Source organism: Microbulbifer mixtoriginis (SeqCode) (genome assembly GCF_052466865.1).
In genome coordinates this window covers 980,989-1,006,954 of sequence record NZ_CP174293.1, presented here as the reverse complement: position 1 = coordinate 1,006,954, position 25,966 = coordinate 980,989, and the positions used below count along the sequence as shown (strand labels likewise).

Here is a 25,966-nt window from a genome sequence, read left to right as displayed (position 1 = left end):
TATTCGCCGCGAGGAATACTCCATGGGACAAGGTGTCCTTGAAATCAATGACTGTGGTTTAAGAGTTTTTATCGATACCACGGAAGTTCTGGAAAGCCCCGGTATTGCGGTAATTGAACCGGGACGTATTCACATAGGCACCGCAGCGCAAATGCGTGCCCGCAGCCACCCCACCCAAGTCAACAACCAGTTTTGGCGAAGGCTGAGTTTAGAATCTTTAAAATCAACCAACCAACGCTGCCGCCACCATGCCGATCTTGCCTACTGCCACTTACAAGAAATATCCGAACACTGTGATCTTCCCGAAGAATTGGTGCTAGCAGTACCAGGCAATTTTACCCGCGAGCAATTAGCGCTGTTACTCGGGATTATTAAAGAAAGCAATATGAATGTGGTTGGCCTGGTTGACTCTGCCAGTGCTGCTATTGGTGACTTGGCCCCCGCTGGATTGCAAATGCATGTAGAACTGCAACTACATCAAACTCTCGTTTCCCGTATTTCGGTGGATAACCAAGCCACCGTAAAATCATCGGAGAGTGTTGCAGATGCAGGCCTATGTCATTTTCAAGAGGCCTGGGCAAGAGTTTTCACGGATGCTTTCGTTATGCAGTGCCGTTTTGATCCACTGCACTCTGCAGAATCCGAACAGCAACTCTATGATTTGATGCCCCAGTGGGTCAGCCGCGCAATGAGTCAGGGGGAAGTTCTTGCAGAGTTAGATGATCGTACGGCAAAAATATCTTTGCGCCAACTTCAGGACGCTACAGCTCCTATTCTTTCCCGTGTTCGGGCAATGATTGAAAACCTTGCAGATAGTGGCAGTGTGAGCTTTATATCCCATCGCTGGGCAGAAATTCCCGGTGGTCTGCAGATAGCCCAGCGTATGCACCTTCTATCCAGGGACAGCACTGCCCAATCTATTAAGAATCGCTGGACAGAGTTGCGCAGTCCTGACTCTGCTTTGCGATTAGTGAGCAGTGTCAGAGCCGCCCCAGAAAGTGAAATCAGCCTGCATTTAGAAGCACCTTCAGAAGCCGTAGCCACACATCTTTTATATGGCCATCGCGCCCTTGCCGCACAACAGCCACTATTTGTTTTCTGGCACGAAGATAAATTTCAGGTTACTCCCACCCCTCCTGAGCACCCAGCAGCAACGGTTACCAACCATGCGGGGCGTCTTGCATTAAGAGTAGATGCGGGAATTCGTCTGATGCTTAACGGTGAGGAAATTGCAGCACCGGTTAACCTAAACGCCGGAGATAAGATCGGAATTGCGGATCGCCATGACGTCATAACTGCAATCAGTGTGGAACGCTATGAGACGTAAACAGCGTCGCTTTTCTACCTTCAGCTTATCTTTTCTAGACATCATGTCCTGTGGATTTGGTGCGGTTGCACTAATTTTTCTAATTATTAAGCATGGCTCCGATCACGAAATCGAAGTAGAAACTGAGGACTTGAGCGCTGAAGTCAACCTGCTACAAGAAGAAGTTGAAATTGGGGAGGAGCACCTTGTATTGGCACGCAACACCTTGGATATCGTCAGCGATGAACTCGCAGAGGCACAAGGACTTGCACGTCGTATACTCGAACAAATAGAAGAGGTAAAAGGCAATATTGCCGAAGTGGACAGTATTGATGAAAAGGAAGACATAAAAAGATTACAAGACAAACTCAAAAAATTAGAACAGGCCAAAAAGGACTTAGAGGAAGAAAATAAGAAGCTCGGTAACAATGTCCGAAAATATAGTGGAGATGGTGACCGTCAGTACCTTACAGGGCTTCGACTTGGTGGTAATCGCATCCTAATTTTACTTGATGCCTCTGCTTCAATGCTCGGTGATGAACTTATCAAAGTTATTCGCGCCCGCAATATGTCATCAAGGGTTAAACGTCAGACAGAAAAATGGCGTCGGGCCATCAATACCGTTTCCTGGCTCACCGCCCAGTTGCCACCAGATAGTCAGTACCAGATCTATACTTTCAATACATCTTTTCGCGCCGCAATCACCGGGACGGAAGATCGCTGGCTCAATGTGGATGATCGTGACCAGTTGGATAAAGCAATCAAACAATTGGATGAAATCGTGCCAGAAAATGGCACTAGTTTAGAAAGGGTATTCAATGCCATTCACGCCATGACACCTTTACCCGATAACATTATTTTGATCACCGATGGCCTGCCTACACAAGGTATGAAGCCACCCAGAAGTGCCACTGTCTCAGGTAGAGAACGCCGTAATTTATTCAAACGTGCGGTTAAAGTGCTTCCCAAGAATGTACCAATCAATATCATTCTCACCCCAATGGAAGGTGACCCTTTCGCGGCCAGTGAATACTGGAAACTGGCCATGCAAACTCAAGGATCTTTTCTCGCCCCATCAAGGGATTGGCCATGATTGGTTCTTCAAAGAAAAAACGCCAAGAAGAATTCAGCATCTCCTTTCTCGATGTCATTTGCTGTGGATTTGGCGCTATTGTATTGCTGTTAATGATTGCCAAAACAGCCGAGCCCATTGTATTGGAAGAAGCGGAGATAGATCTGGAGGCTCAGGTTATAGAGCTTCAAGAACAAATCGCAGAAATTCGTGGTGAAACCACCGTCCTCAACCGGGACCTCAACGCCAAGCGCGAGCAGATTGACATTGAGCGCAAGCGCATTGCCAATCTACGTGGAGAACTTCAAGCTCTGCAGGCCGTCTACGCCAGTAAAACGGAAGGACAAAGCCAGGAAGGCAAGTTGAAGGGTGAGTTGACGATCGCTCTTCAGACGATGACCGAAGAAATGCGTCGCCTACTCGGCGAAAACTACCAGCGTAAAAATAATGTCATAGGTGGTATACCAGTCGACAGTGAATACATTCTTTTCATTATCGACACCTCCGGCAGTATGTTTAACTATGGTTGGGACCGCATGATGGCGGAAATGGTCAATACTTTAGACCTGTATCCCAACGTCAAAGGTATTCAGGTAATGAATGACATGGGGGATTACATGTTTTTCAATTACCGCAACAAGTGGATCCCCGATACCCCTGGACGTCGCCAGGCGATCCTCCAACGATTAAAAACATGGAACCCTTTCAGTAACTCTAGTCCTGTAGAGGGCATACAAAAAGCCGTGCGTAGTTTCTACGATCCCAGTAAAAAAATTAGCATCTATGTATTAGGTGATGAATTTACAGGGAAATCAATTCGCAATGTCATGTTGGCTGTGGATCGAGTCAATGCCCAACATGGAGAGGGTAAACGCAATATTCGCATCCACGCAGTAGGGTTCCCAATACAGTTTTCCAGGCCTCCGCATTTGCAAACTACCGGATTACGTTTTGCCGCGCTGATGAGAGAACTAACCTATCGTAATGGTGGCACTTTTGTTGGACTTAATGATTTTCGCTAGCTGATTGTTATCAGGAGTCATGCATGAAGCACAGGATAAAGGAGACACCCACATTTCATCTAGCGATTGTGGTTTTTCTCTCTCTAATGGTTACGGCCTGCTCCCATACGGTTCAGGTTGAAGGAAACTATCCCGCCCCTGTAGGTCATCAATTTCCACTCTCCGTGGGTATCTATCTGAGCGAGGATTTCAAAAATTATACCTATCAGGAGGATAGTGAGGACCGAGAGGAATGGAAAATAAATACTGGTAGAGCACAGGGAAATCTATTTGAAACAGTTCTCCGCTCTATGTTTGTCAATACTATCTCACTTTCTGAATACCCTAAGGATGTCCCCGCTAATGTTGAGCTTGTTATAGTTCCGGAAGTCCGTGAACTTCAGTTCACCATGCCCAGAGAAACAAGAGTCAATATTTTTGAGGTGTGGATCAAATATGATATGAACGCCTATGACTCCCAGGGAAACCAAGTTGCCAACTGGGTGATCACTGCTTACGGTAAAACACCAACCGCCTTTTTACAGTCCCAAGAGCAGGCCTTAACCCAGGCAATCAATATTGCTCTTCGCGATGCAGGTGCAACCTTATATACAGGTTTCGAAAAGGTTCCCGAGCTACAGGCATTTCTCTCTGGCAGGATTAGATCTGCGTCATTACAGGAATTTAAAGTAAAGTCCCCACAGGCTGAATAGAGGGTTTCATCGTGTTCAAGCCATTAATTGTTATATCCCTGCTCATCCTTAGCGGATGCACCACTGTAGTTATTGATGAATACAGACGTAGCGATGGTGAACTTGCGGCTGGGGATTCCGTGGTGATATTAGGGCGCCGCCATTCCAGTGATTACGAAACAGAACCCAATCTTATCGACTGTGTCGGCAGAGAATTACACAATCCTGAGATGGGGGTTAATATTATTCCCGAAAAAGAGTTTGTCGATCTTATGTATCCCTGGTTTGAGCCAAGAACCGCCCCCATGCATGTGCGTTCACTCGATCGCCTTATGGAAAATAAGGAGGTCCGTGAGCGAATGGAGTCTTATGGGGTGAAATACATCGTCTGGATAGACGGCTCCACAGAAACCACTGCCAGTGCCGGCTCAATAAGCTGCACGATCAGTACTGGCGGAGCTGGTTGTTTCGGTTTCGGTACCTGGGATAAGGAATCTGACTATGAAGCATCAGTATGGGATTTTCGCGATCGAGAGCTGTCCGGAAAGCTGAGCGCAGATGCCAAAGGCACATCTTATATGCCCGCCATCGTAATACCAATCCCACTGATCGCACGGGTACAAAACAATGCTTGTAAAGGGATGGCCGTACAACTACAGCAATTTTTGGTACCCGCAGCAGGCAGCAGTTCTTAAACAATAAATAAGCAGGGAGGCAGGGTTAATGCAAAATTTCTTTCGGTGGTACGTCTTTTTATTGGTCCTTGTATGTACTGCATGTGCTTTCAACCCGGCCACCAACCGACCCGATCTGGTCTTGATGTCTGAGGATAAAGAGATTTCTATCGGCAAAGAAATGCATGAAAAGCTGATCGAAAGCACCCCTATCTACCAGGATCCAGTACTCACCGCCTATGTTGACCACGTAGGGCAAAAAGTAGCGGCAGCCAGCGATAGGCCCGACATCAAGTATCACTTCACGATTATCGATAGCCAGGATATCAACGCTTTTGCCCTACCTGGAGGCTATGTATATATCAATCGCGGCCTGCTGACTTACCTTCACTCCGAAGCAGAAATGGCAGCTGTGCTCGCCCATGAGATAGGCCATATCACTGCACGCCATGCCGTTCGTCAAAAAACCGCTGCCACTGGTGCCAGTGCCGCATCAGTATTATCTGTATTGGTAACAGGTAGCCGGGTTGTTGGTGATGCAGCAAATCTCTGGAGTACTGCTGCGGTGAAAGGTTATGGGAGGGAAATGGAGTTGGAGGCAGACCGCTTTGGTGCGCAGTATATGTTCAAAGCCGGTTATGATCCCACCGCAATGCTCAATGTAATTGGCATACTAAAAGATCAGGAAATCTTCGCCCGCAGACGGGCGCGTGTGGAGGGTAAAAAACCGCAGACATATCATGGCGTTTTTTCTACTCACCCACGCAACGATATTCGTCTACAGGAAGTAGTCAAGGCCGCAGGTACCCTACCTGAAGAGAGCAAGGATGTTAAAGTAGCTTATTACCGTGAAAAAACTGATGGTCTTGTTTACGGTGATAATGCCAGGCAATCCAATAAAAATCGTTTTAATCATAAACGTTTAGGCTTCTCACTGCTGTTTCCTGATGGTTGGACAGTAGCCAATCAACGCTCCTCCATCGTAGGCACAGCTCCTGACCAATCAGCAACAATTACGATTAAGGTCGCTAAACGTGAGGGGAATCAACCCGCAGATATGGCCTTGCGTGAGCAGTACGATTTACGCAAGCTGGAACAAGATGAAAAACTAAATCAATACCGATTAGAGGGACACACAGGTAAAGTCCCATCACTTGAAAAGAATAATATTGATCTAGATCGGGTTGCAATTATCTACTACGGCAGCCGTCAATTTATGCTGGAAGGTAAAGTGGCCAATGCATCATCGCAGAAAAAAGATGATCTTGAACATTATGACACACTATTTTTAACCAGTATTCGCAGTTTCAGACCCTTGCGGGAAACCGATATTGTAGAGAAGGATATAAGACGACTGCGCTACGTAAAAGCCACAGAAAAAACTACCTTTTCCTCCCTGGCACGACACATGGAAATTGGTGAATATGCTGAGGAACAGCTGCGACTTCTCAATGGTTATTATCCTCGGGGCGAACCAGAGCCCGGTGAATGGATCAAAATAATCCAGTAAAAAAGCTACCACCTTTCAATTATTCTTGGCATTTGTAGCAATATTCTGTATACCTGAGAAATACCGTATGGAAAATTAAATAATAACTTACGGAATTCACTATACGTGCAGAATTTTTCATTCTTCATAGAGACCCCTTGGTCTACCTTACTCACGATTGAAGAACACTCTATGCCAGTAACATCAGTGGTGTATGGATACTTTAATTAAGTGCATAGAAACATATTCACAGCTTATGCACAGTACAATGTATTCTTTTTTATTCTTCATTCATAGCAAGGCATAAATATCGATCCGCACAACCCTATATAGATCAAATGCTAAAAACCATAATAATAGGAGCTTTAAATGAACGGCATGATGATGCAGTCACAACTTACCCTAACCGGTATCATGCAGCACGCCTTGAGTAATTCACCCAATAGTGAAATTGTCTCCATTACTACGGATAATTCTCAGTTTCGCTACACCTACAAAGAGGCCTTTAAACGCTCTGCCCAACTTGCCCAGGCCCTAGCCAGACTTGGAGCCAGCAATGGAGATCGTATCGGCACTCTAGCCTGGAATGACCATCGTCATTTTGAACTCTACTATGCGACTTCCTGTAGTGGATTTGTTTGCCATACCATCAATCCACGCTTATTTCCGGAACAAATTCATTATATTGTCGAGCATGCCGAAGATCGCTGGCTGTTTATCGACCCAATGTTTGTTCCGCTTATTGAAAAAATGGTTGATAGACTCAACAGCGTAGAGGGTTTCATCGTTTTAACCGACAGGGCTCATATGCCCCAAAGCACTCTACATAATTACTATTGCTATGAAGAGCTTCTCGATAATCATTCTGGCGATTTCCACTGGCCGGAATTGAATGAGCAAAGTGCCGCCGCTCTCTGTTATACCTCCGGCACCACAGGGAACCCTAAGGGAGTCCTCTACTCTCACCGAGCAATGACACTGCACACCTACGGGGTACTAATGCCCGATGTCTTCGCCATACGCCGCGATGAAGCCATCCTTCCCGTAGTGCCCATGTTTCATGTTAATGCTTGGTCCATTCCCTACGCGGCACCTGCTGTTGGCGCTAAGTTAGTTTTACCAGGCCCTAAAATGGGTTGTGGTGAAACACTTAGTAGACTTATACAACAAGAGTCAGTCACCATCGCCGCTGGCGTGCCCACCGTTTGGCTAGCACTTCTCAAATACTTGCGTGAAAGTGGAGAAAAGGTCTCTAGCTTGAACCGTGTGGTCGTCGGCGGCTCTGCCTGCCCTTGGAGTATCATGGAAGAGTTTGAAGAAAAGCATGGTGTCTATACCCATCATGCCTGGGGTATGACAGAGATGAGCCCACTTGGTACCTACAATGCCCGCATAGATGAATATTTACCTAAGAATGAAGCCAAGGCCCTACGCCTGAAGCAGGGCCGTGCGGGGTTTGGAGTAGAAATGCGAATTGTAGACCCTCTCGGCAGCCCCCTTCCTCACGATGGTATTGCTTTTGGCACACTACAGGTAAGAGGCCCTTGGGTTTGCGAACGCTACTATAAAGCCGAAGAGTCTGCGCTCACGGTGGACGGATGGTTTGATACCGGCGATGTGGCCACTATAGACTCTTTAGGCTATCTGACCATCACCGACCGAACCAAGGATGTGATTAAATCTGGGGGAGAATGGATATCTTCCATTGAGCTTGAAAATTTCGCTATAACCCTTGATGGAGTTGCTGAGGCAGCAGTTATAGGTGTCGCTCATGAAAAATGGGCCGAACGGCCACTATTGATCGTGGTGCCAGAGACCGACGGAAAGCTCGAAGCCAAGCAGATTCTCGCCGCTTTTCACGGGCGCTTCGCAAAATGGTGGATTCCTGATGACTGTATTATCACCTCAGAAATCCCCCATACCGCTACGGGAAAAATTAGCAAGAAAGACTTGCGGCAGCAATTTGCACAACACCTCTGGCCTCAAGAAGTATCAGTATAAATTGCCATCAGAAAGGCAAGCATCTTAGCAACCAGTTCAACCGGGCAATAAGCCCGGTTTGCCACTTGAAACCGTTGAGCAAATCTAAATGCCCTATGGTTCACACTATATTTAACCACTTTAGCATTGATATATCTCTGTCATATTCTTTTGCTAGAAAGCTTCCCACACTTATTTGAGATCTCTTGCAAATGTTCAAAAGAATTCTGTCTACCTTATTACTCATTGGCTCTGCCAGTGCAAATATCACCTGTGCTGAAAACAGTACCGCTGGAGCCGAATCCCCCTTGGTTATCGCTCATCGTGGTGCCTCTGCTTACTTACCAGAGCACACTCTCGAAGCAAAGGCCATGGCCTATGCTATGCGACCAGATTATATTGAGCAGGATCTGGTTCTTAGCAAAGATAATCACCTGATCGTGATGCATGATATCTACCTCGATAGCACCACCAATGTTGCAGAGATATTTCCTGGACGAGCTCGTGAAGATGGGCATTACTACACTATCGATTTCACGCTGGAAGAATTAAAAAAGCTCCGTGTTAGCGAAGCTTTCTCAATAGGCGAGGATGGGCCTCAGGCAAAATACCCGCATCGCTTCCCCCTATGGAAATCCAGTTTTCAACTATCCACTTTCGAAGAAGAAATAGAACTCATCCAGGGTTTAAATAAATCCCTTGGATATGAAATTGGTATTTATCCAGAAATAAAAAAACCATACTTCCACCACTGGGAAGGAAAAGATATCGCCACAATCGCTTTGCAAAAACTTAAGGAATACGGCTATAGCGACAAACAACAAAAAGTTTTTTTACAGTGCTTCGATGCAGAAGAGTTACAACGTATCAAGTTTGAACTAATGCCCGCCATGGGGATGGATCTTTCCCTCGTTCAGCTTATTGCTGCAACCAGCTGGGGGGAAAAACTGATTGAGATTGATGGCATAATTCAAAATTATGATTACGATTGGATGCTGGAGCCTGGCGGCATGCGCAAAATCACCAGCTATGCCGATGGCATCGGCCCTTGGTACCCCATGTTAATAGAAGTTGAGGATGGCAAGCCAAGGGCCAATAATATCGTCCGCCGTGCCCATCGTAGGGATCTCCAAGTTCACCCCTATACTTTTCGCGCCGACCCGGAGAAGCTTCCAGAGGAATTCGATAGCTTTAACCAATTCCTCCACTTTGCCGCCTACCAACTGCGCGTCGATGGAATTTTTACTGACCAGCCCGATCAAGCTGTCAATTACCTTTCCCGCCCTCACCATAGAAAACGCAGATATTAAGCAAACAAAAAAGTGGCCGCATCAGGGGCCACTTTTTTAATCGAACTTTGAGAAATCTGCAGGGCGCTTCTCCATAAAGGCAGTAGCCGCCTCTTTAAACTCCTCAGAAGTGAGGCGGTCCTGGAAATGGCGACCCTCCTCCTGAATAATCTCCAAACCCTTTTCCTGGGTTGCGCGACGCAATAACTGCTTGGAAAGCCGCACGGCAGCCGGTGCCTTCGCCGCTAGCTCAGCGGCCACCTCTCGGGCCCGAACAATCGCCTGCTCCGGCTCCACCGCCGCATTACAGATACCGATCTCTACAGCTTCCTGAGCACTAAACTTTTTGCCCAATAGCAATAATTCCGATGCTTTTGCGTGGCCGGCAATACGAGGCAATAAGTAACTGGAACCATACTCAGGGCATAACCCCAGGTTGACAAACGGCATTTGGAACAGGGCATCGTGTCCGGCAAATGACAGATCACAGTGCAACAGCATAGTGGTACCGATACCCACTGCAGGGCCATTCACTGCTGCAACCACTGGCTTGGGAAAGTTGTAAAGTGCGCTCATAAACTGGAATACCGGAGACTCCTCACCCTCTGCAGAGCCACCGAGAAAATCTGTCAAATCGTTGCCACTGGTAAAAATGCCCTCGGCACCAGTGAGAATAACTACGCGGATTTCACTATTATTGACTGCACTATTGAGCAACTCTGCCATGGCAGTATACATAGCCATAGTCAGTGCATTTTTGCGCTCAGGGCGATTGATGGTTATTTCCAGGATACGCTCGTTTACCTGGGCCTGAATTTCCGCACATGCGCTTTGCATAATGTTCTCCGGGTTCGAATCATTTAAGACTGATAGACAGCCGCAGCGGCCAAAAAACAGAGCTGTGAGTAAACGCAGAGCTTCTGATAGTGCTTCCGGAATACTAATAGGATCTTGGCCTAAGTGTGCAACCGCAAATAAACAGATTTCCGTTGATTAGCGCGAAATTTCCATGCCTTTCCCAAGGGAAACCACTTTTATCTTATTAGTTAGCACAAAAGGCTTGATAACCGGGTGTATAGCCGCGAGCCGCCTTTGACAGGCGATTCATATTAACGACTATAAGCCCAGAGGCGAGTTCATAACCAACCACATTCGTTGACGGGAATAACCCGGTGGCTCATAGATCACCGAGCTATTCTTTCAGGGCACTTGTTAGGGCTTTCGCGCGGATTCTCTACGCAGAGGCTGGCACATACAATGAACACCACCACCTCCGGGAGTAATCATGGAGATATCCGGATCAATTACCTCAAGACCATGGGCCCGACACTTCTCAGCAAGGCCAGTATTGGCTTTGGGTAGCATCACTCGATCATTCCCCAGGGCCACCACATTAACTCCCAGTTCCAGTACTTGCGGGAAAGGAATATCGATAATCTCTATATTGCGACTCTTAAACCACTGCACCAGCTCCGGCTCGACGGCATCAACACAGATGGCCGCAAGCTTTTCCGCCAGCATTGCCACCATAACATCGATATGCAGGAAGAAGGGGTCAAACTGGTAGCCCTTTACCTCCCAACCCTCCTTCTCTACCCAGCTCTTCATCTGCGCAAAGCCCTGAGGACTGGTGCGCTCACCAGAATAACCGCACAGAATCACTCCCGGCTCAAGCACCATAAAGTCACCACCTTCCAGAGAGCCGGCGGTGATGACATCATAAATGGGGATATCCAGTTCCGCATACTTCTTAACGATAGGGGCCCACTCCCCCCGGCGCCAAGGGCTAAACATTTGCGTAACAATAGGTCCCCAGGGCGTCATTACCGAAGAATCACGTCCGTAGATCTGATAGGGCAAGCTGCTGTCTGCCGGAATCAAATGGGTAGTCACTCCCGCATGGCGATAGGCATCCAGCATTTCTTTATACTGCATCTCAGCCACTTTGTGATCGAACTGCATGCCTAAGCGTTCAGCTCGGCGTGCACTGGCATTTCCCGTGCGCCAGCTGAAGTTATCCACCGGCCCGATGAGTACATCGCGCAATACGCCGTACTCCGAGTCCATTCCCCAGTTAGTCAGTGGAGCTGTACCACCGTTATCCTTGCGGTACTTCAAGGTAAATTCACTCATGATCAACCTAAATCTATTGATAGGAACCCAGCCAACCTTTTAGGCTTACCAGGCGTTCTTATTGCATCTTGGCTAGTAAGGATAATCAGCCCGCTTCGGCGCTATTTAACATGGCGTGCAACAAAACATTACAGCCCGCTTCCAGGTGGCCTGGCTCAGCCGACTCCGCTTCATTGTGTGAAAGCCCCCCGGCACAGGGAACGAAAATCATAGACACGGGTGCAACCCGCGAGATATAGACCGAGTCGTGCCCAGCTCCAGAAACCATCTTACGATTGCTATAACCCAGGTTTTGTACCGCACTGTCAACCGCCTCAATACAGTCTTTATCAAAAGCCACCGGTGGTGAGAACCACTCTTCGCGTACATCGATAACAACACCGCTGGCCTCTTGCGCCTGCTCGGCTACCCGGTAGAGAGTGCGGTGTAAATGCTCCAACCCCTCCGGTGTTGGGTGGCGTAAATCCAATGCGAGCACTACTTTTTCCGGTACGGTATTGCGGCTACCCGGTTCTGCACGCAAGTCGCCACAGGTAATCCGAGCATCCTCGGAGTAAGCCTTCACTTCCCCATATAGTTTCTCGCACAGCCACGCCATGGCCTGGACAGGGTCGCGACGATCCTCCATTGGGGTGGGCCCTGCATGACAGGGGGTACCAAAGAAGGTCACATCGTACCAGCGGATTCCCTGCACCCCGGTAACGACTCCAATCACTTGATCCTGTTTTTCCAGAATAGGTCCCTGCTCAATATGCGCCTCAAAGGCCGCTTTGATAGGTTCCGGCTGGACCGGTTCAGGACCTAAATACCCAATACGCTCCAGCTCCTGGCCAATGGTTATGCCAGATTTATCCATGCGGCTGTGGCCATAATCGAGGCTAAACTCCCCCGCCCAAACACCGGATCCGACCATGGCTGGTGAAAACCGAGCCCCTTCTTCGTTAGTCCACACCACCACTTCCAGGGGTGCCTTGGTTCGAACCCCACCCTCCTCAAGGGTGCGCAATACTTCGAGGCCGGCCAGCACACCGTAAACTCCATCAAACTTGCCGCCAGTGGGCTGGGTATCCAGATGCGATCCTGTAATCACTGCGGGGAGGTCATTGTCGGTACCGGAACGGCGAGCAAAGATATTCCCCATGCGATCCACGCGAATTTCACAACCGATTTCCCGGCACCAGCGTACAAACAGGTCGCGCCCTTTACGATCCTCATCAGTCAGAGCCTGCCGGTTACAACCCCCAGCAGGGGTTGCACCAATTTCAGCCATTTGCATAAGACTTTGCCAGAGACGTGTGCCATCAATACGCAATTGTTGTGCGGGGTTTTCCATTCAAAAAGCTCCGGGCCTGATATTGAGGATCATATTAATCACTTTGGCAAAAGTTATGTTTTGATCCTTACAGATTAAAGAGAGCATTATTTCGCCGCTGATCAAAAATCGACCAGAATTTACCAAATGACTCTCACTTATAGCTCATACTTGAAAATAGACGAGCTGCTAGGGTGCCAGAAGTCCCTATCAGATGGCTCTAAGCAAGATGAACCTCTGTTTATTGTGAAACACCAGAGCTTCGAGCTCTGGTTTAAGCAGATGTTACATGAACAGAGCTTCCTGGTATGGCTCTTCAGTTGACCACGCCTTACATCCCCTTAAGCGAGCGGATAAAATTTACCGTACGCTGATTCAATAAGTGAATATTCTTGAAACGCTGACACTACTAGAATTCTTATCCTTCAGGGACCGGCTCTCAACCGCCAGCGGCTTTCAGTCATTTCAGTTCTGCGAGATAAAGGTTCTGATTGGTATCTATCGCAATGATCCCCTGCTGAATGAGATCTGTGAGGGCTGCTCGATATCGACTGTTCTTTACAACAATAATGGTAGAGCGAAGGATGGAAGCAAAGCAGGCACTGGCGGATCGGCCATGAGCGGGCAAAAAGCAATTTTTACCGTTCGCCTTTCCTGCGCTATTGAAGGCTCCCGTTGCGGGGTCTCAGTAATTAGCAGCAGGCATAAAAAAAGCCAGCATATTGCTGGCTTTTTTTATGCAATGCGAAGGCTCGTTCGCTTCTCTCTGGTTTACTTCTCGAAAGGCACCAGGGAAACTTGAATAGCCGGATTCACTTCCTTAGCAGCATCCGCTATCTGTACATAAGTATCCGCACTCGACTTGTTATGCGCACGTACAATCACAATAGCTTGAGGGTTCTCGGCATACAGCTGCGCGATACGGGCACGAACAGCGCGACTATCAATACGGCTACCAGCAAGACTGATCTCATCGTTGGCGTTCACAACCAGCAGGATGTTTTGCTTATCTGAATCAGGCGGGTTGTCCTGGGTCTGGTTCGGATCAGGCACATTTACGTCCAACGCTTTCTCTTTTACAAAGGACGCCGTTACGATAAAGAAGATCAACATGATGAACACTACGTCCAGCATGGGCGTTAGGTCGATATCCGCCTTCTCTTCTTCTACGGCCTTTCCGCGTCGTCTACTCATAAAACACCGTGCTGTTATCAAATACCAAGGGTGCCGGTTTAACCGGTCTCATCTGGTGGGCAAGATTGCCGCGAATCGCCAGGCATTGCAAGTACAACCTATAACCAATAGAAATAACCCTTTAAAATCAATACGTTAAGAAAGCAAACTGAATAATCAGATCATTTTTTGATCGAAAGATCCGACTATCGCTGCTGCAGATAACGCTGGTAATCCGGTACCTCCCGGTCAAACTCACGCTCCATTAGGGTCGACTGAACAATCATGTCTGCACTACTCGAATTGCAGGCCACGGGTATATTCCAAGCGGCAGCAATACGTAACAGTGCTTTGACATCTGGATCGTGAGGCATAGGCTCAAAGGGGTCCCAGAAAAAGACTAGCAAGTCTACCTTGCCTTCACTGATTCGGGCTCCAAGCTGCTGATCCCCCCCTAGGGGACCACTCAATAGCTTCTCTACTTTGAGACCGGTAGCTTCCTCTATCTTACCGCCAGTTGTGCCCGTAGCCAGAAGACTGTGCTTCTCCAGAAGATAACGGTGACGAAGACACCACTGTATCAAGGTCCCCTTGCGGTTGTCGTGGGCGACCAGGGCGATCCGTTTACTCGCGGGTAACGCCTTAGAGATAAATTCCATAAGGACCTCAATAAAAAGTAACTCTTCTATATTATCCCAATCACACGGAAGTTGTTCCCTCTACTCCACCCCACGAAGTATTAAGGAATTGCTCCCCACAGAAGTAGGTTCACCTCGGTATAATGGTGAAAACCTCGTACCTAAGTAAGGAGAGAATATGAGTGTAGGAGCCTGGGAGCCACAGGTGAGTGGCCGGCAAGAAGAAAACCAGTGGGAATTCGACCGGGATCAATTACAGAGGCTTATCAGTGTTGCCGCCTCTGATAACAGCCTAAGCGCAAATCTAAATAAAGATGACTTAAAGGCCTCAAAGCTGATTCGCTTGCCGGCTCAGCAATGGTTAGAAGAGAGCCAACACTGGGACAACGAGCAGTTATGGCAACTCATACGCTTCTTCACCCTTGCAGAAATGGAACTGACCGGCTGGGATGCCGGGGCAGAGTCTGCTGTCATTCCCCTGGCCAAAGAGCTGCGCCAACGCAAAGCACCATTACAAAAAGAACAACTTCTCTGGATTCGTCAACACTCCAATAACCGCTACCTTCCCTACGGGCCACTGTAACCTTTAGATACCAAGACACGGTGATAGAGCCGCAATCCCTTCCTCTATCACCAAAGTCTCTGCTTAAGTTATCAACTCTTTATAAAGAAGAATCCATCTCCAAGCGCTATTAAGATACCTTGAAAACTTTCAGCTAATTCACCGCAATCGCCATCACTACCAGAAACCACTGCACGGGAATATCTTGTTAACCTAGAATTCTCTGCCCAGCATTAAACTGAGCCCCCTAAGGCTATTCATAGCAATGCCTACTTAGGAAGCATACTTTTAGCTCCAGGAAGTGATGACTCTACAAAAGACTCAACCTGTCACTAGATAACAAAGAATTTACTTTAAAGCCTTCATTATCCCAGTTACCCAAGTGAATGTTCTTGAGCGTTTTAACACTCAGCAAATACCCACTAACTTTTTGATACTTAGTTAACAGACCAGTTGAGTTAGTCTGCAACAAAGCGATTAGTTCCTACGACTATTTCAAGATAGCCACAAACACTCAAAACTCAACCAGAATTCAGATCGGCTGTTGGCATCAATGGGAAAATTCTTGGCCAATATCCAGCTTAACCACCGAGCTTTTCTCTTAACTCACCTAAACAGAGTAATATCCCCATAAATAAAGAGGCTATCTAATTAATCAAAGCCTACATGTACACGTATAAGAAGTGCCTTACTGATCCGCGACGGCTCAGCTGAACTTTGACATCCCTAACCTCTCGCAGGTGCAGGATAGTAATATCCACGGCTTTCAAAGTTCTTCTGTTAGACAGTGCATCCAGACTAGAGGCCCATGAAAAGAGTGGGCATTTCTCCAGAGCCAGCCACTACTTTTACTCCACTTAAGAAGCCAGAGCTTTTAAGGCATGGTTAGAGTCACTTTCACTATAGTGAAATCAGTATTCAGCCACATTAACTCAGCGCGGTAGGGTTACATCTGATAAAGACTGTAATGATTCATAGTCGCAGGCTCCGAGCTTAAGCATTTGTCGATAACAGTCCGTTAAGTTTTGTTAACTCTTTACTTGCTCAACACACTAACCCCACTACCTGGGTTTGCGCTAAATCGGAACTGTAAGTGCTCTCCAGTTTAATCTCTTATACAAAAACGAGAGTCATCAATAAACCATAGGAAATTACTCAACTATTCACTTGCAATTACACCTTTCAGTTTATGCAACGAGAGTAAAACAAAAGCCTTCTTTACTGCGCAAATACCTACTACGACTCTCTTTTTAGGTCCTCAAATTGAAAATATATAAAAAAAAACGATTTTTTTTACATGAAATAGCAAAATTCCATATAAAACACTTGCATTTAGGTATACAAATAAGCTGCAATTAGCGCCGCTCACTTGGGGGGACTCACTATCAATTGTTTTCTGCCGAAAACAGACGTCTTCGACAGTGCATTTCACTGGGAAGATGGCTGAGAATAATTGATAGGAATGCCCCCATTTAACAAAACAATACATTTGCAGGGAAATTTAAATGGCTACAAAAAAAGTATCCGCAGTCGCCACTAGCGATGTTGCACAGCTGGAAGCGGAGCTGCGCTCCCTTACCGCAAAACTGGAAAGTGCCCGTCTCAAACAAGAGAAGGACCTGACCGCTAAAGTAGAAAAGTTGGCAAACAGTGCCAAGAAAACCGCAGAAAAAGCTAAAGCGACTCAAGAAAAAGTTGCCGCTGTCCGCGCTAAGAAGAAAACCCCGGCCCAGCAAAACCAGCTGAAAAAAGCGCGTGATGCTGCTGCTGCAGCCAAAACTGCCGCTGCAGAGGCCAAAACTGCCGCTGCAGAAGCAAAAGAAGAGCTGGCCGGCATTAAAGCTGCAAACAAGCTTGCGGCTAAAGTAGCCAAAGTCGTCGCTAAAGAAGAAGCCGCTATCGCCAAGAAGCTGGCAACCGAAGAGAAGAAGCAAGCTACAGCAGAAGCCAAAAAAGCTGCAGCTGCTGCCAAGAAAGCTGCCACTGCAGAGAAGAAAAAAGCTGCTGCGGTAAAGAAAAAGCCCGGTCGCCCAGCCAAAGCTGACTCAGCTAAGAAGAAGCCAGGCCGTCCTCCTAAGGCTGCAGCCACTACTGAAGAGCCCAAGAAAAAGCCGGGGCGCCCAAAGAAAACCGAAGAAGCTAAAAAGCCCGGTCGTCCAGCCAAAACCGAAGCTGCCAAGAAAAAGCCTGGCCGTCCAAAGAAAGCAGAAACAGAAGCCGCAGCAACTGAAGCTGCTCCTGTAAAACGCGGTCGCGGCCGCCCGCCAAAGGCAGAAACTGCGAAAAAGAAGCCCGGTCGCCCGGCTAAAAGCGAAGCAGCCAAGAAAAAGCCAGGGCGCCCCAAAAAAGTCGAAGCCGCAGCCCCAGCTGCAACTGAAGCTGCTCCTGTAAAGCGCGGCCGTGGTCGTCCGCCCAAGGCTAAGTAATAAGTAACTCACTTAGCTTGTTCAGCGGGAACAACAGCGCCCGCTGAACCGCCCCCGGCAAGCCCGGGGGCTATCCTTTGTACTCACCGATTTGAACACCAATACTGACCGCGCGTATGTGGTGATCCTTCCCCAAATACAAAATGCAATCGGCCCAGTTAGGCATATCAATTAACAGATTTCGTGTTATCCGTTCATAGTGCTCAATAAAGCGGTCCAGCTCAGACTCCTCCATCCCCGCCCCTGTACGTTTATGTAACTTTTGTTCCTGTAGTTTGCGCCACTCAAAAATTGACTCCATTCCAGGAGCACACAGCATCACCATGATATCCACGCGCTGAAATAGTTCGCGATAGATCCCTTCCAGTTGCTGATTAATAAAACGTCTCCAGCTGCCGGAAGTGTCCTCTAACCTCTCCAATGAATTAATAGGCTGAATTGGTGTTATCGATGCCTTAGCGCCGAGACACCATCCCTCAAGCAATACAATATCCACCTTGCCACTATGCACAGGCCAAAGGTTACTGGGCACCCTGTCATCTTTGGATTTATCAAAACGCGGCAGATAAACTTGTGACTGATCTCCAGCACTGCAAAGAGCATCCAGAGTATCTAACCCCAATTGAACATCGTGAGTGCCCGGTACTCCTCGGGTGCGCAAGAGCGGGTGAACCTCTTGGGAGAGCTGCAGCCGCTGGGAATGAGTCAGGTAAATGTCATCCAAAGAAAAAGTACAGCAGTTGAACCCCTGTTTCGCCAGGATCAGGCAAATAAAGTCCGATAACGTTGACTTGCCAGTGCCCTGCCCACCACTAATCCCCACAACCAGGGTCTGCCCTTCCTTGTGTCTTTTCATGAGCCATAAAGCCAATGGCAAGTAATAGGCCTCTATCTCATGAGAAAAATCTGCTGGCAGTTGGTGCTTCTGAATAAAACTACCAATCACTTGCCGTAGACTTGTCCCTGCTAATTCACGGCTAAGTTTGATAATTTCCTCCGGCCAGCGACATATTCCAGTCTCTAACTTGTTTCCCAATCTTCCCTCCAGATTCTGCTCCAATTTTTAATCAAGCCTCTTATTCACCATAAAGAAACGGGGGCCATGGCCCCCGTAAAAAGTGATCACAAGAATAATTTAATACTGAATATGCTAGCTCAATCGAGGACCTGCTAACTTTCTCCAAGAGAGTTTGCTGCGCAAATGCCCAGGCAAAACCAAAAGAACCGGGGTCACCAGTAACGTCAGGAGTGTGGAGAAGGACAATCCATAGACGATAGCACTGGCCAGTTTGACCCAGAATGATGCGATTACACCGTCGACCACAACATTTCGTCCTACCATGTCGACACTCACACCTAGGGCTAGCGGCAACAAACCTAAAATCGTCGTCGCAGTAGTGAGAAATACCGGGCGTAACCTCTGCGTGGAAGCTTTGAGGGCAGCCTCTGCGGGGCTAAGGTCAGGCTCACTTTTACGTACAAAGTTATAGGTATCGATCAAAACAATATTGTTGTTAACCACAATCCCCGCGAGGGCAACAATCCCTACTCCAGTCATGATGACACTGAAGGTGCTCTGGCTAAGCAATAAACCCAACATCACACCAATCGTCGACATAATCACCGAAGACAAGATCAGCAATGACTGATAAAAACTGTTGAATTGGGTTACTAACAGGATAAACATCAAAAACAGTGAAAGTAGAAAAGCCACCCCTAGAAACTGAAAGGACTCACTCTGCTCTTCATCCGCACCGCGAAATAATAACTCCACGCTTGGATCTACCGGATTCTGCTCAAGCCAAGCCCGGATTTCTTTGACCTTATCGTCTGGCAACACACCCTCCTGAGCGTCAGCTTTTACTTGCATGCGGGTAATGCCGTCGATCCTTTCAATTTTGTCTACTTTCGGCATGGCCACTGTATGTACAAAGCTGCTGATAGGCACTGTACCGCGCGGAGTGTTGACCTTGAGTTGATCAAGAGCGGCTATACCGCGAGCACTTTGCGGGTAACGAATACGAATATCCACCTCTTCATCAGTATCATCGGGACGGTATTCAGCCACTCGCACACCGTTGGTTACCAGCTGAACCGCTCGTCCTACTTCAGTCAGATCAGCTCCATACAAGGAGGCCTTGGCACGATCCACCCGCACCTCCCACTGAATCCCTGGCAGTGGTGCAGTATTGACAATATCTCGTAAACCACCGAAATCATCTTCCATTGCACGGTGTAGTCGCCAAGTCTCGGCCAATAATTTTTCATAGTTCTGCCCGCGTAGCTCTAACACAATATCTTTGCCAACTGGCGGGCCGCCTTCCATTACGTTAGCCGTAACCTTGATCCCTGCAAAATTTGCTGTGCGTGCACGAATATCTTCGAAAACTTCCCGGCTGCGCCGCTCGCGCTCTTCAGCCGGCAGCAGCTCCACCAACATATTGGCAATCTGGTCCGGGGCACGATCGGAGTTACCGGAAATTCCACCGGAACCGATTGTCGTGTGCGCTATACGTACTTCTGGAATACTCAGGACCGCTTTTTCCACTTGGGCGACCAGCACTTTCTTCTCCGCCATGGAGAGATTGCCCTGCGCTCTAATCTCAACATTGCCGTACTGCTCTTCGGTCTCGGTGAAAAATTCAACCCCGGCACCAAAGCGGCCAAAAGCAATAAATATGCAGACCAAGAGAACAATTGTGGTGGTAAAGGCCATCCCCGGGCGACGCAAGACAAAGGCCAAGAGGCGGGCATAGTAACCGGTAATTCCCGGTAGGAGCGTGGGCTGCCCCTCCTCTAACTGCTTTAAGTAGCTACGCGTTGAAGCTGTTAAATTACTTTTGCCAAATAAAGCGCCCAGCACCGGAGCAAAAAACAGTGCATAGAGCAGTGATCCCGCTAATACCGCAAAGACAGTCACCGGCAGGTAGCGCATAAACTCGCCGACCACTCCCGGCCACAGCATTATCGGAAGAAAAGCGGCGAGCGTAGTTGCCGTTGAGGCGACAACCGGCCAAAACATACGACTGACCGATGCGATATAAGCGTTACGAGCACTCAAACCCTCTGCCATTTTTCGATCGGCAAATTCGGTAATCACGATGGAACCATCGATCAGCATACCGAGGGCCAGTAACATGCCGAACATCACCATAAAATTAAAGGAGTACCCCAGATACCAGGTGACGATAGAACCGAACAGCAGCGAGAATGGCACCCCCAATCCAACCAGAATGCCTGAGCGGAAACCCAGGGCAGCCACCACAATAATCATTACCAGCAGCATTGCGGTAAGAATATTGCCCTGCATTTCACTGACCATATCCCGCGCAAAGTTGGACTGGTCAAAAACAAACTCCACTTTTACGCCTTGGGGTAAAGCTCCCAGCTCCTCTTGCACAACCGATCTGACCCGATCTGCCACATTTACGGAGCTGGCGTCATTGCGTTTCTCGACATTAATAGCGAGACCGGGGCGACCGTTGATGCTGGTAAAACTCACAGCATCCTTGAAGGTGCGGCGAATATCGGTCACATCACCCAGGGTAACGACGCCATCTGCCGAATTCTTTAACGGGATCTCATAAACATCCTGTGCACTCTCAATCAGGCCGGGAACTTTGACAGAAAAGCGCCCGCGATCTGTATCCAATTCTCCTGCGGGAATCAGCAAGTTATTACCCAGCACCGCGTTAATCAGCTCTGCACTGGTCACCTGATAGTGCTCCAGGCGCACCGGATCAATAGTTGCCTCGACTACCTCTTCGCGATTACCGTGTAGATCTGCGCTCAATACATCGCTGATATTTTCTATTTTGCGCTTAAGTAACTGGGCACTACTGAGCAGTACCCGCTCACTAACTTTTTCCCCAGAGAGGGTAACCACAATGGTGGGAAAAGGTTGCGCCGATGCCTCCTCAACGGTGGGTTCTTCCGCATCCCTTGGCAGCTCTGCACGGGCCCTCTCCACCGCGTTGCGTATATCATCCACCGCATCATCCACATCAATTGCGGAGTCAAATTCCACCACTATATAGGCCAGGGACTCACGGGCGACCGCAATCACCTCGACAACTCCCTCGACCGCACGGATTTCCTGCTCCAAGGGGCGCACCAAAAGGCGCACGCCATCCTCAGGAGAAATCCCCTCATGGGTAACCTGCACCATGACAAATGGCGGATTCACTTCAGGGCTAGATTCAATTGTCATAGCACCGCGGGCCACAAGCCCCACTAAGACAATCAGCAACATCAGGCAAATGGCACTGCGATTGCGCGCAATCGCATTCTCCAATAATTTCATCGCTAGTTACCTTCCTGATCATCCTGTGCACTGGGCACTGAAACCGGCTCAGGGGTGATATCCACAGGCTGGGATTGCACACTGGGTGCAGGTTCTGGTGGAGACATTTCCACCTTGACAATATCGCCCTGGCTCACATATTCCTGACCGACGGTGATCAGAGTAACCGGGTCCGGCAGGCCACTGACCCAAACACCCCCGTCTCCATCACCCACCAAAGTGACATTGATAAAATCGACCCGATTGTTTTCATTGAGCACCCGCACACCCAGTGTGCCGCTGTCATCCAGAGTCAGTAGTGAGGAGTTAATATGGTGTGCCAGTATTTCACCGGTGGGCAGAGCCAAGCGACCACTTAAACCACCGCGCAGCAAGTTGCCGGGATTATTCACTGCCACCTCGACACGGTAAGCGCGGGTGATCTCTTGAGCCTGCTGGCTGATGTAACGCAATTTACCCTGAACCGGAATACCACGTTGTAATTCTGCACTGGCCGGGCCCGCGGGCACTAAATTGCCCACTTGATTCTCGGAGACCTCACCAACTACCAGAATTGGATCCAAATCCAGCAGGGTCGCACATTCTTCTCCCCGGCGAATAAAATCACCCAGCTCTACTACGCGCTTATTGACCACGCCGGCAAAAGGCGCGCGGATTTTCAAGTTATCCACCATCACCTTGGCCGAGGTGAAATCCGCCTGCGCTTGCGCCAGAGCAACATTCTGCTGAGCCATGGCCGTATCGGACTGCAAGCCTTTCTTTTTTAGCCGCTCAGCGCCAGCATAATCCAGACGCGCTTTATTGAGCGCGGCTTCGGCCAGGGCCAGTTTTTCCAGACGGTCCTCCGCTTCGATTTCACAGATCACCTCACCCTGTTGTACTTGGCTTCCCTCTGGCACTGGCAGCCGGGCTATAACACCATCCAGTTCCGCTCTCAGGCGCACGCTGCGATTTGCTTCGGTATGCCCATTGACCAACACCCGTGTCGCGTAGGACTGAGCCTCAATCCGCCGGGCCTGAACCCGCATCGCCGCCTCGGGAACAATCCCCGCTTTTTCGGCGGAATTCGCACTCTCACTATCCTCTTCAGGTAGCAAAACTCCACTGAATAGCCAGGCAAGGGCCAGTAGGGTAACGAGTAATGCGATTCGATAATTTCGGTTAGACCAGATAGATACCAGTGCACTCATAAATAGAAACCTGTCAGGCACAAATAAAGCGGCCGGCAGCAACGCTGGCGCAGTGTTTTGAGTAGGCCAAATTTTACACAGCCCAGTCGTATTCCTAAATTGAATTTTCAGAGAAATAGACCAGCTGACAAGGCTGCGGGGCCGGTAACATCAGTCGATGTCTGAGTAAATTGAGTATAAGAAGGGGCAGGTGCTTCGCGTGGGGCAAAGAGGGGAAATCGGTCAGACTGTCTTCACAGGGCACTCCGACCGCATCATTTAGTGAGAATTAAGACAGCATCGATTCCAAAAAGCCCAGCATGTCTGACTCATCATCAATCAGTTCACCGGAACCAAATTCTGCATTCCAATCGAGAAGTATTCTGGCCAGAGCCCTTGCCTGTTCGGCCAGGGCAACTAACTCTTCGCGGCTATTCTTTGGCCCTGTGTAAAGCTTTAATTTGCGATGGCTGTCGGCCAGTTGATGGCTGGGGTACTTAGAGCGATACACTTCCAACTTCCAGCGCAGCGAATGCACCATATTGCGATAAAACGTCAATTTTGTTGGCAACTGCAGCAGAGTGAAATCTTCAAGATCCCCAAACAGGGAGCAATCGAGCCCGAGCACCTGGGTCTCGCGGCTATTGTGCGCAGCAAAAATATTCGCGCTACGAGGCTCTGCCAACAACATAGAGAGATCGCCAAATAATTCCCCTGGGCGAATAACCGCCAGGGGACGCTCGCCATTAAGCCCATTGCCCTCCACTTGAACCTGCAGTTCTCCCCGCAAAAGGAAAAAAACCCACTGATCCACGTCGCCGGCGCGCAGCAGCTGTTCGCCAGGTTCCAAACTCAAAAGTCGGGAGCGCTTTAACAATACATCGTACTGCCACTCACTGGCCGCACGAATATCTCGAAACAGATGAATGACGTTAAGAAGCTTATCGACAGCTTCCCGCGGATAGTCAATAAGGGGCTTGGTTTCCATAGATACCGCAAAATTAGTGAAAACTTTTCCATTTTTTCTAAAAGTGTGGCCGATGCCACTTGGCGATGCCGGATTCTAAACGATATCGATCTGCCACACACATCGTTGGCTATGACAATCGTTTCCCACTCGGCACCCGCGATCCTGCGAAGGGGGGCATTCTAACCTCTCCAGGCTTGAACTCCATTCCAGTTGCAGTAGAGTTAGGCGAAGTGTTGAGTACAGTGTGCTCACTCACACTTTGAATGCGCACTATTTCATCTGATTTGTGTGCACCGGGGAGGGACACCTCAATCTTAATTACCGGGACCCGTGTGTCCGGATATGCAGACACCATAGAACAATGAAATCGATAAAAATTGTCTTCTCACTTTGGGTGTTAACATTTGCTGTAACTACCTCAGCTGCACCGCTCCTAAATGGCCTTGCACTCGAACAACAATTTAACAAAGAACTCTATATAGCCGCTGTCTACTCGGAGAGTCTTTCCAGTGATTCAGCCGGCCTTTTCACCCCAGAGACACCGCGGCGCCTGGAAGTACGGGTGCTCGCCAAAAGCCTGCCCGCGCGCCGTTTCCGCAACCAGTGGATGGAAAGTATCGCCATCAATAACCGCGGTGACACCCTGAGCAGTCAGGCGGAGGATATGGTGACCTTTGCCAACCTGTTTAAAGGCCGCCTGCACCGTGGGGACCAGTTAGCCATCGATTTTGCCGCCGACAGCGGTATCACTTCGGTTTCCCTGAATGGTATCACCCTCGGTGAGATAGCCAATCCGGATTTCTTCAATACCCTGCTGCGCGCCTGGATCGGCCCTGTCCCCCCCTCGACAGATTTTCGTGACGGACTGCTCTCTGCCGGAAATATTCCCGACTCCCTGCGCTCCACTTTTGAGAGCCTAGAGCCCAGCAGCGAGCGGATCGCCGAGCTGCAGTTGAAGTTGATTAGCCAAGAGGAAGCCCTGGCGGCGGCGCAGGCACCACAGAAAGAGGAGGAGCTATCCAAGCCCACACTGGTTGAGGTGGATCTCGCCCCGCCCACCATGACTCTGACTCCGGCAAGCTCCGAAGTGTTGGAGGTGGCCGAGCAAATCACAGAGCAGGTAGCTCAGACTGGAGTCACCGATGGGCTTTCACAGACAGAGGAAGCCCCCCTGCAGCAGGAAAACGAAAATAGCGGCGAGCCTATCCAACTAGCCGCAAACAGCCCTGAGGATATAGCGCTGGCAGAAATGGATGAGGAGTTTGAGGAGGAAGAAGAGGCCCCCCTAACCGCCGGTATGATCTTGGCTCGCCAAATTTACACTTCCAATCTACTGCGCCACACCTACCGTCATATTCGCTATCCGAAACGCGCCCAGGAGCGGGGCCAGGAAGGTAGTGTGCGCCTGAATGTGGTTATTAACACCCGCGGTGAAGTAGAGGAGATTCAGGCAGTGCAAGAATCCCGCTTTGGTACTCTCAACCGTGAAGCTCGCGCTGCGGTAGAGAGAGCGGCGCCATACCCCGCAGTACCCTCCCAGCTGGGCGAGGAGACTTTCAGCTTCTCACTGCCGATTACCTTCAATCTACCCGACTGACCCACTCTTTCGCAAAAGCCCCACTCTGTGGGGCTTTTTACTAAGAAATTTCGCTAAATTTGTAACTCCTAACCAAATTAGCCAAGCCACCATCTGCCGCAATCCATCCGCCGCTAAACGCAGCCCTCTTGCCCAACCTTACTATCCCCTTTTACCATGTACGTTTGATACAACTGTACA

22 protein-coding genes are annotated in these 25,966 nt (G+C 48.9%); 13 read left to right on the top strand and 9 right to left on the bottom strand.

All coding sequences use genetic code 11. From position 1 onward, the window contains the following. Positions 1–22: 22 nt before the first annotated feature. The 8 genes from ACJJJA_RS04600 (at position 23) to glpQ (ending at position 9,524) form a co-directional block, all read left to right on the top strand. Positions 23–1,327 carry a hypothetical protein gene (locus tag ACJJJA_RS04600; RefSeq protein ID WP_444903864.1) on the top strand — a complete coding sequence of 435 codons (1,305 nt, stop codon included), beginning with the start codon at positions 23–25 and terminating at the stop codon, positions 1,325–1,327. Beyond that, entirely contained in the window at positions 1,317–2,399 is a 1,083-nt protein-coding gene (locus ACJJJA_RS04595) for a VWA domain-containing protein (protein WP_444888019.1), read from the top strand. The genes ACJJJA_RS04600 and ACJJJA_RS04595 overlap by 11 nt, the downstream gene beginning before the upstream one ends. Beyond that, a complete protein-coding gene (locus ACJJJA_RS04590; protein ID WP_252084568.1) occupies positions 2,396–3,400 on the top strand; it encodes a VWA domain-containing protein in 1,005 nt (334 codons plus the stop codon). The genes ACJJJA_RS04595 and ACJJJA_RS04590 overlap by 4 nt, the downstream gene beginning before the upstream one ends. Positions 3,401–3,423: 23 nt before the next feature. After that, positions 3,424–4,092, top strand: a complete 669-nt coding sequence (locus ACJJJA_RS04585; protein ID WP_252084567.1) for a hypothetical protein — start codon at positions 3,424–3,426, stop codon at positions 4,090–4,092. A gap of 11 nt (positions 4,093–4,103) precedes the next feature. Then, a complete protein-coding gene (locus ACJJJA_RS04580; RefSeq protein WP_252084566.1) occupies positions 4,104–4,766 on the top strand; it encodes a hypothetical protein in 663 nt (220 codons plus the stop codon). A gap of 28 nt (positions 4,767–4,794) precedes the next feature. Then, positions 4,795–6,255 carry a M48 family metalloprotease gene (locus ACJJJA_RS04575; RefSeq protein WP_252084565.1) on the top strand — a complete coding sequence of 487 codons (1,461 nt, stop codon included), beginning with the start codon at positions 4,795–4,797 and terminating at the stop codon, positions 6,253–6,255. A gap of 348 nt (positions 6,256–6,603) precedes the next feature. Then, the gene (locus ACJJJA_RS04570) at positions 6,604–8,235 is read left to right on the top strand and encodes a long-chain-fatty-acid--CoA ligase (RefSeq protein WP_444903863.1); all 1,632 of its coding nucleotides are present in this window, start codon (positions 6,604–6,606) and stop codon (positions 8,233–8,235) included. Positions 8,236–8,426: 191 nt separating this feature from the next. Then, on the top strand, positions 8,427–9,524 hold the full coding sequence (gene glpQ, locus ACJJJA_RS04565) for a glycerophosphodiester phosphodiesterase (RefSeq protein WP_252084562.1): 1,098 nt from the start codon (positions 8,427–8,429) through the stop codon (positions 9,522–9,524). Positions 9,525–9,560: 36 nt separating this feature from the next. Here glpQ and ACJJJA_RS04560 read toward each other — a convergent pair whose 3' ends face one another. From ACJJJA_RS04560 to ACJJJA_RS04550, 3 genes are all read right to left on the bottom strand, one after another. Next, on the bottom strand, positions 9,561–10,340 hold the full coding sequence (locus ACJJJA_RS04560) for an enoyl-CoA hydratase (protein ID WP_252084561.1): 780 nt from the start codon (positions 10,338–10,340) through the stop codon (positions 9,561–9,563). A gap of 375 nt (positions 10,341–10,715) precedes the next feature. Continuing rightward, on the bottom strand, positions 10,716–11,636 hold the full coding sequence (locus ACJJJA_RS04555) for a dimethylarginine dimethylaminohydrolase family protein (protein ID WP_444903862.1): 921 nt from the start codon (positions 11,634–11,636) through the stop codon (positions 10,716–10,718). A gap of 85 nt (positions 11,637–11,721) precedes the next feature. Further along, on the bottom strand, positions 11,722–12,969 hold the full coding sequence (locus ACJJJA_RS04550; protein WP_444903861.1) for a Zn-dependent hydrolase: 1,248 nt from the start codon (positions 12,967–12,969) through the stop codon (positions 11,722–11,724). A 126-nt stretch (positions 12,970–13,095) separates the two neighbouring features. Here ACJJJA_RS04550 and ACJJJA_RS04545 point away from each other — a divergent pair, with 126 nt between their 5' ends. Both ACJJJA_RS04545 and ACJJJA_RS04540 read left to right on the top strand, forming a co-directional pair. Next, positions 13,096–13,272, top strand: a complete 177-nt coding sequence (locus ACJJJA_RS04545) for a tryptophan 2,3-dioxygenase family protein (RefSeq protein WP_444903860.1) — start codon at positions 13,096–13,098, stop codon at positions 13,270–13,272. Between the two features lie 58 nt (positions 13,273–13,330). Beyond that, a complete protein-coding gene (locus tag ACJJJA_RS04540) occupies positions 13,331–13,750 on the top strand; it encodes a hypothetical protein (RefSeq protein WP_444903859.1) in 420 nt (139 codons plus the stop codon). Here the strand turns inward: ACJJJA_RS04540 and ACJJJA_RS04535 are convergent. Together ACJJJA_RS04535 and ACJJJA_RS04530 are read right to left on the bottom strand one after the other, a co-directional pair. After that, entirely contained in the window at positions 13,720–14,142 is a 423-nt protein-coding gene (locus tag ACJJJA_RS04535; RefSeq protein ID WP_252084556.1) for an ExbD/TolR family protein, read from the bottom strand. The genes ACJJJA_RS04540 and ACJJJA_RS04535 overlap by 31 nt on opposite strands. Positions 14,143–14,327: 185 nt before the next feature. Further along, positions 14,328–14,780, bottom strand: a complete 453-nt coding sequence (locus ACJJJA_RS04530; RefSeq protein ID WP_444883759.1) for a methylglyoxal synthase — start codon at positions 14,778–14,780, stop codon at positions 14,328–14,330. Positions 14,781–14,937: 157 nt separating this feature from the next. On the opposite strand from ACJJJA_RS04530, the gene ACJJJA_RS04525 reads away from it, so the two are divergent. Both ACJJJA_RS04525 and ACJJJA_RS04520 read left to right on the top strand, forming a co-directional pair. Then, positions 14,938–15,342 carry a hypothetical protein gene (locus tag ACJJJA_RS04525; protein WP_252084555.1) on the top strand — a complete coding sequence of 135 codons (405 nt, stop codon included), beginning with the start codon at positions 14,938–14,940 and terminating at the stop codon, positions 15,340–15,342. A gap of 1,484 nt (positions 15,343–16,826) precedes the next feature. Beyond that, positions 16,827–17,747: a hypothetical protein gene (locus tag ACJJJA_RS04520; protein ID WP_444888013.1), complete on the top strand. Its 921-nt coding sequence runs from the start codon at positions 16,827–16,829 to the stop codon at positions 17,745–17,747. A gap of 70 nt (positions 17,748–17,817) precedes the next feature. On the opposite strand, the gene ACJJJA_RS04515 is transcribed toward ACJJJA_RS04520, so the two are convergent. The 4 genes from ACJJJA_RS04515 to ACJJJA_RS04500 form a co-directional block, all read right to left on the bottom strand. Beyond that, entirely contained in the window at positions 17,818–18,783 is a 966-nt protein-coding gene (locus ACJJJA_RS04515; protein WP_444899091.1) for a phosphoribulokinase, read from the bottom strand. A 114-nt stretch (positions 18,784–18,897) separates the two neighbouring features. Further along, positions 18,898–22,050 (bottom strand): efflux RND transporter permease subunit, encoded by a 3,153-nt coding sequence (locus ACJJJA_RS04510; RefSeq protein WP_444883756.1) that lies wholly within the window; start codon positions 22,048–22,050, stop codon positions 18,898–18,900. Between the two features lie 2 nt (positions 22,051–22,052). After that, on the bottom strand, positions 22,053–23,240 hold the full coding sequence (locus tag ACJJJA_RS04505; protein ID WP_444903858.1) for an efflux RND transporter periplasmic adaptor subunit: 1,188 nt from the start codon (positions 23,238–23,240) through the stop codon (positions 22,053–22,055). Positions 23,241–23,508: 268 nt separating this feature from the next. Then, positions 23,509–24,207 (bottom strand): cyclic nucleotide-binding domain-containing protein, encoded by a 699-nt coding sequence (locus ACJJJA_RS04500; protein WP_252084550.1) that lies wholly within the window; start codon positions 24,205–24,207, stop codon positions 23,509–23,511. Positions 24,208–24,550: 343 nt separating this feature from the next. Here ACJJJA_RS04500 and ACJJJA_RS04495 point away from each other — a divergent pair, with 343 nt between their 5' ends. Further along, positions 24,551–25,786, top strand: coding sequence for a TonB family protein (locus ACJJJA_RS04495; protein WP_444903857.1), 1,236 nt, complete (start codon positions 24,551–24,553; stop codon positions 25,784–25,786). Positions 25,787–25,966: the final 180 nt, after the last annotated feature.

Excerpts from the sequence above, each read along its gene's own strand:
- ACJJJA_RS04585 (WP_252084567.1), top strand. The coding sequence starts at position 3,424 with ATGAAGCACAGGATAAAGGAGACACCCACATTTCATCTAGCGATTGTG.
- ACJJJA_RS04560 (WP_252084561.1), bottom strand. The coding sequence starts at position 10,340 with ATGCAAAGCGCATGTGCGGAAATTCAGGCCCAGGTAAACGAGCGTATC.
- ACJJJA_RS04555 (WP_444903862.1), bottom strand. The coding sequence starts at position 11,636 with ATGAGTGAATTTACCTTGAAGTACCGCAAGGATAACGGTGGTACAGCT.
- ACJJJA_RS04545 (WP_444903860.1), top strand. The coding sequence starts at position 13,096 with ATGACTCTCACTTATAGCTCATACTTGAAAATAGACGAGCTGCTAGGG.
- ACJJJA_RS04600 (WP_444903864.1), top strand. The coding sequence starts at position 23 with ATGGGACAAGGTGTCCTTGAAATCAATGACTGTGGTTTAAGAGTTTTT.
- ACJJJA_RS04595 (WP_444888019.1), top strand. The coding sequence starts at position 1,317 with ATGAGACGTAAACAGCGTCGCTTTTCTACCTTCAGCTTATCTTTTCTA.
- ACJJJA_RS04525 (WP_252084555.1), top strand. The coding sequence starts at position 14,938 with ATGAGTGTAGGAGCCTGGGAGCCACAGGTGAGTGGCCGGCAAGAAGAA.
- glpQ (WP_252084562.1), top strand. The coding sequence starts at position 8,427 with ATGTTCAAAAGAATTCTGTCTACCTTATTACTCATTGGCTCTGCCAGT.
- ACJJJA_RS04505 (WP_444903858.1), bottom strand. The coding sequence starts at position 23,240 with ATGAGTGCACTGGTATCTATCTGGTCTAACCGAAATTATCGAATCGCA.
- ACJJJA_RS04575 (WP_252084565.1), top strand. The coding sequence starts at position 4,795 with ATGCAAAATTTCTTTCGGTGGTACGTCTTTTTATTGGTCCTTGTATGT.
- ACJJJA_RS04530 (WP_444883759.1), bottom strand. The coding sequence starts at position 14,780 with ATGGAATTTATCTCTAAGGCGTTACCCGCGAGTAAACGGATCGCCCTG.
- ACJJJA_RS04590 (WP_252084568.1), top strand. The coding sequence starts at position 2,396 with ATGATTGGTTCTTCAAAGAAAAAACGCCAAGAAGAATTCAGCATCTCC.
- ACJJJA_RS04570 (WP_444903863.1), top strand. The coding sequence starts at position 6,604 with ATGAACGGCATGATGATGCAGTCACAACTTACCCTAACCGGTATCATG.
- ACJJJA_RS04550 (WP_444903861.1), bottom strand. The coding sequence starts at position 12,969 with ATGGAAAACCCCGCACAACAATTGCGTATTGATGGCACACGTCTCTGG.
- ACJJJA_RS04520 (WP_444888013.1), top strand. The coding sequence starts at position 16,827 with ATGGCTACAAAAAAAGTATCCGCAGTCGCCACTAGCGATGTTGCACAG.
- ACJJJA_RS04510 (WP_444883756.1), bottom strand. The coding sequence starts at position 22,050 with ATGAAATTATTGGAGAATGCGATTGCGCGCAATCGCAGTGCCATTTGC.
- ACJJJA_RS04495 (WP_444903857.1), top strand. The coding sequence starts at position 24,551 with ATGAAATCGATAAAAATTGTCTTCTCACTTTGGGTGTTAACATTTGCT.
- ACJJJA_RS04535 (WP_252084556.1), bottom strand. The coding sequence starts at position 14,142 with ATGAGTAGACGACGCGGAAAGGCCGTAGAAGAAGAGAAGGCGGATATC.
- ACJJJA_RS04500 (WP_252084550.1), bottom strand. The coding sequence starts at position 24,207 with ATGGAAACCAAGCCCCTTATTGACTATCCGCGGGAAGCTGTCGATAAG.